This window comes from Halomonas sp. 707D4 (genome assembly GCF_024158685.1).
GTDB lineage: Bacteria > Pseudomonadota > Gammaproteobacteria > Pseudomonadales > Halomonadaceae > Vreelandella.
This window is the reverse complement of record NZ_JAMZBD010000246.1, coordinates 1-4,677: the sequence shown is the minus strand read 5'-3', so window position 1 is coordinate 4,677 and position 4,677 is coordinate 1. Positions and strand designations below refer to the sequence as shown.

At 65.1% G+C, this 4,677-nt stretch carries 4 protein-coding genes; 2 read left to right on the top strand and 2 right to left on the bottom strand.

Features of this window, described 5'->3' with window-relative positions; all coding sequences use genetic code 11:
- Positions 1-14: 14 nt before the first annotated feature.
- Positions 15-2,276, bottom strand: coding sequence for a phosphoenolpyruvate--protein phosphotransferase (gene ptsP, locus BIS11_RS11145; RefSeq protein ID WP_253425906.1), 2,262 nt, complete (start codon positions 2,274-2,276; stop codon positions 15-17).
- Between the two features lie 91 nt (positions 2,277-2,367).
- Complete coding sequence (locus BIS11_RS11140) at positions 2,368-2,859, bottom strand: RNA pyrophosphohydrolase (protein WP_253425898.1); 492 nt, start codon at positions 2,857-2,859, stop codon at positions 2,368-2,370.
- A gap of 263 nt (positions 2,860-3,122) precedes the next feature.
- On the opposite strand from BIS11_RS11140, the gene BIS11_RS11135 reads away from it, so the two are divergent.
- Complete coding sequence (locus BIS11_RS11135) at positions 3,123-3,779, top strand: HAD family hydrolase (RefSeq protein WP_253425901.1); 657 nt, start codon at positions 3,123-3,125, stop codon at positions 3,777-3,779.
- A gap of 50 nt (positions 3,780-3,829) precedes the next feature.
- On the top strand, positions 3,830-4,677 hold an 848-nt coding region (locus tag BIS11_RS11130), incomplete at its 3' end, for a GGDEF domain-containing protein (protein WP_253586058.1).

Genomic DNA, 4,677 nt, shown 5'->3' with positions numbered 1-4,677 from the left:
CTTGAAGGGCGCGCTCAATCCCGGGGCGGCAGCAGGTGTGCAAGCTGCCACTCGTCCATGCGTCGGTTCAAGTGCTCGCGTACCTGCGCCGGCGTATCCAGCGCCATGATTTCGCCCAGCAGCGTCTTCGCGTCCGCCAGCGACACGCGGCGAATCGCGGCGCGCACCTTGGGCAGGCTGGGGGCGTTCATGGAAAGCGTCGAGAAGCCCATCGCCATCAGCAGCAAAGCGCCGGAGGGGTCGCCGGCGAGCTCGCCGCACAGTGAAATGGGCTTGCCCAGGCGCAGGGCATCCTGGGAGAGCTCCACCAGTGCGCCGAGAAGCGCCGGATGCATCGCGTCATAAAGACTCGATACCCGGGGATTGTTGCGATCCACTGCCAGCAGGTACTGGGTCAGGTCGTTGCTGCCCACCGAGAAGAAATCCACCCGCTTGGCCAGCGCGTCCATCTGATAGATGGTCGCGGGCACCTCGATCATCACGCCCACCAAGGGGCGCTCGACCGCGATGCCCTCCTCGCCGAGCTCCAGAATCGCCCGGTCGAGAAGCTTCAAGGCCTCGTCGAGCTCTTCGACGTTGGTGATCATGGGAAACAGCACGTAGAGGTTGTCGATCCCGTGGGAGGCACGCAGCATGGCGCGCAGCTGCACCATGAGCACCTCCGGATGGTCGAGAGTGACGCGCATGCCGCGCCAGCCAAGAAACGGGTTGGCCTCCTCGATGGGGAAATAGGGCAGGTCCTTGTCGCCGCCGATGTCCAGCGTGCGCATCACCACTGGCAGGGGCGCGAAGCCCTCGAGCTGCTCGCGGTACATGCGCATCTGCTCCTTCTCGCCGGGAAAGCGCTCGGCGATCATGAACGGCACTTCGGTACGGTAGAGCCCCACCCCGCCGATGCGGCTTTTCAACAGCGTCGCGGCATCCACCGCCAGGCCCGTGTTGACCATCAGCGGCACGTGGTGGCCATCCGGGGTTTCGCTGGGCAGGTCCTGCTCGTGCTCGAGCAGGTCGCTCAGCGCCTGCTCCTCGGCGATGAAGCTCGCGTAGCGGGCCTGGAGTTCCGGGGCGGGACGCACGAACAGCCGCCCGCGGTGGCCATCGAGCACCACCGGTGCGCCGTTGAGCCGAGGCAGCGGTAGATCGACCATGCCCAGCACCGTGGGAATGCCCATGGCCCGGGCGACGATGGCGACGTGAGAGGTGCTCGACCCGCGCACCGACACGAGCCCCTTGAGCTTGCCCTTGGGCACTTCGCCGAGCATGGCCACACTGATCTCGTCGCCGACGAGAATGGCGTTGTCCGGATAGGTTTCCGGGGTCGTCGGGGTGTCCTGCTGCAGGTGGCCGAGCACGCGCCGCCCCAGGTCGCGAATGTCGGCGGCACGCTCGCGCAGGTAGTCATCGTCGACCCGCTCGAGATACTGCACGTGGCGGCGCACCACGTCCGCCAGCGCCCCCGGCGCCCACTGCCCTTCGCGAATGCGCTTCTCGACCTCCTCGGCCAGCGCCGCCTCGCCCAGCATCTGCTGGTAGACGTCGAACAGCGCCAGCTCCTGGGCGGATATCCGGTTGGCCAGGCGCTCGGCGGCGGCGCGGATCTCCTGGCGCGTCTGGGCAATGGCCTCCTTGAGGCGCGCGATCTCGAACTCCTGGTCGCTCGGAATCAAGTCCGGCACGCTGTTGAGATCCGCCGGCGGCGTGATGACCACGGCCTGCCCCATGGCGATCCCCGGCGAGGCGGCCACGCCCTTGAACATCGCCTGCCCGCCGGGCAGCGCCGGGCGGGTCAGGTTGCCGGTGGCCAGAGCGTGGGCGAGCACGCCGGCAAGCTGGGCGGCCATGGTGACCAGAAAGGCTTCGTCCTCGTCGTCGTAGCGGCGCTTTTCCGCCTGCTGCACCACCAGGACGCCCAGCATGAGGCGCTGATGGATGATCGGCACGCCCAGAAAGCTCGAGTAGCGCTCCTCGCCGGTGGCCTCGAAGTAGCGAAAGTGCGGATGCGCGCGGGCATCCTCGAGGTTCAAGGGTTCGCTGCGCTGGGCGACCATGCCCACGAGACCCTCGCCGAGGGGCAGCACCACGCGCCCTACCGCCTGGGTACGCAGGCCGATGGTTTCCATCAGCACCAGCGACTCGAGCTCGCGGTCGAAAAGATAGAACGAGCAGACGTCGGTCTGCATCGCCTTGCGAATTCGGCGTACCATGGTGGAGAGCGCGGCCTCCAGGGTTCTCGCGCCATTGACCTCCTGGATGACGCGCCGCAATACCTCGAGCATGGATGTTTTAGACTTCACTGTTGTTGTCCTCGCTGAGGAGTTGAGGCCACGGCGTCCCGGGCGCCATGAAACGCGCCCGGCTCATCGCTCGTTACTCGTCGTCCAGGGCAAGGCGCTGGACGCGCGGGGAAAGCTCTCTCAAGGCTCGCCGGTACACTTCCCGCTTGAAGGGCACGACCTGGCCCAGCGGGTACCAGTAGCTCACCCAGCGCCAGCCGTCGAACTCCGGCTTGGGCGTGGCCGTCATGCAGATCCGGTTCTCCTGACATCGGATCCTGAGTAGAAACCACTTCTGTTTCTGGCCGATACACACCGGCCGCGAGTGGGTACGAATCATGCGTCGTGGCAGACGGTAGCGCAGCCACCCCCGGGTGCAGGCGACAATGTCGACATCGTCGGCGGTCAGGCCGATCTCCTCAAACAGTTCACGATAAAGCGCTTGTTGTGGAGTTTCGCTTGCTTTGATGCCTCCCTGGGGGAACTGCCACGCATTTTGCCCTACACGACGCGCCCAAAGCAGCTGCCCCTGGCCGTTGACGATGATGATGCCAACATTGGGGCGAAAGCCGTCAGCGTCGATCACGGACTTCACCTTCTTGAATTTTCAGTTGTCCTCATTTTTCCATAAGGCGGTCAAGCGTATCAATACAATATGACGTCCAGGGGCGATAACGGTGCAAAACCGACGCTTGCCGAGCGTGGACAGCCGAAGTGGGCAGAAAAGAGGGAGTCTGCGATAATCCGCCGCGCTTTCGTTCAGGCCCTGCCTTCAGGTGGCCAAACACCACTGCCTTTGCCTGAACGCCGATCACTCGAGACCAGAACATCAAGCACAAGGGGAACACCGTGAGCCTGGCCATTTTCGATCTGGACAACACGCTCTTATCCATCGACAGCGATCACGCCTGGGGCGAGTTCCTGCTGGAACAGGGCGCCGTCGACCCGGTGGCCTACCGTGAAGCCAACGACCGCTTCCTGGCGGACTACCAGGCGGGCACGCTCGACATGGGCGCCTTTCTGGCCGTGGCGCTCAAGCCCCTGGCCGAGCACTCCACCGAGCAGCTCGCCGCCTGGCATCAGCAGTTCATGGTCAGCAAGATCGAGCCGCACATTCTCGCCAAGGGCGAGGAGCTTCTGGCCCGCCACCGCACCCGGGGCGACACGTTGCTGATCATCACCGCCACCAACCGTTTCATCACCGGGCCGATCGCCGAACGCCTGGGCGTCGACGACCTGATCGCCGTTGAACCGGAAATGGTCGACGGACGCTATACTGGCAAGGTATCGGGTGTTCCCAGCTACCGTGAAGGCAAGATCACACGTCTGAACGAATGGCTCGAATCGCAGGACCTGACCATGGAGGGGGCCTGGTTCTACAGCGATTCTCACAACGACCTGCCGCTGCTCGAAACCGTGGAGCATCCGGTCGCCGTCGACCCCGACGATACGCTGCGCCAGGTCGCCGAAGCGCGCCATTGGCGAATCATGAGCTTGAGGGATTGAAGCATCATGGCAGCCAGACTCAACGGCCAATCAACCGAGTTGCGTGACCCATGGCGTTCGACCCCCCGACGATTCTGACGATCAACGTCGCCCTGGCGCTTGCTGCCGCCCTCTACCTGCTGCTCGAATGGCGCAGCGCCCGGGAACGGGCGCTGGTGTACTGGTCCGCCGGGTTCCTGCTGGTGGTCCTCGGCTCGAGCCTGTCGCTGCTGCGCAGCTACGGGTTCTACTTCGTCGGCGTCTGGTTCGCCAACGGTCTGCTGGTACTCGCCCACGCCTGCTTCATGCTCGGCGTGGCGCGCTTCGTCAACCATGCGCCTTCGCGTCTCTGGTGGCTGCTGGTGCCCGCCTGGTGCGCCCTGCTGCCGTTTTCGGAATGGGTCTTGAGTTCGCGGCTCTACATGGTCGTCAACTCGCTGTTCGTCGGCACTCTGGCGATCTACGCAGGGCAGCTTCTCAAGCTCGAACCCGGGGCTGCCAGCGTGGGCACGCGCCAACTGCACTACGTACTGCTGGCGCACGGCCTCTTCTATCTGGTCAAGGCGGTCTACGCCTTGGTCCCGGGCACGCTGCTCGACCTGTCGCTCTACCAGGGGCTGATGATTCGGGTCTCGCTGATCGAAGGCGTGATGGCGATCCTGCTGATCGCGCTGTCGATGACCGGCACGGTGCGCTACCGGCGCGAGCGCCAGATCACGCGCCTGGCGGAGCGTGACCCGCTCACCTCGCTCTACAACCGGCGCGGCTTCCAGGCGCGCGCGCCGTTTCTGCTCGCCGACGCCCACCCGTCCCGACCCGGCGCGCTTGGCTTCGTAAAGGGCCTGATCGCCCTGGCCGAGCAGGCTGCTCAGGTCCTGGGTCGGGGTGTCGATGAGGGTGGCGCCGAGGCTCAGGGTGA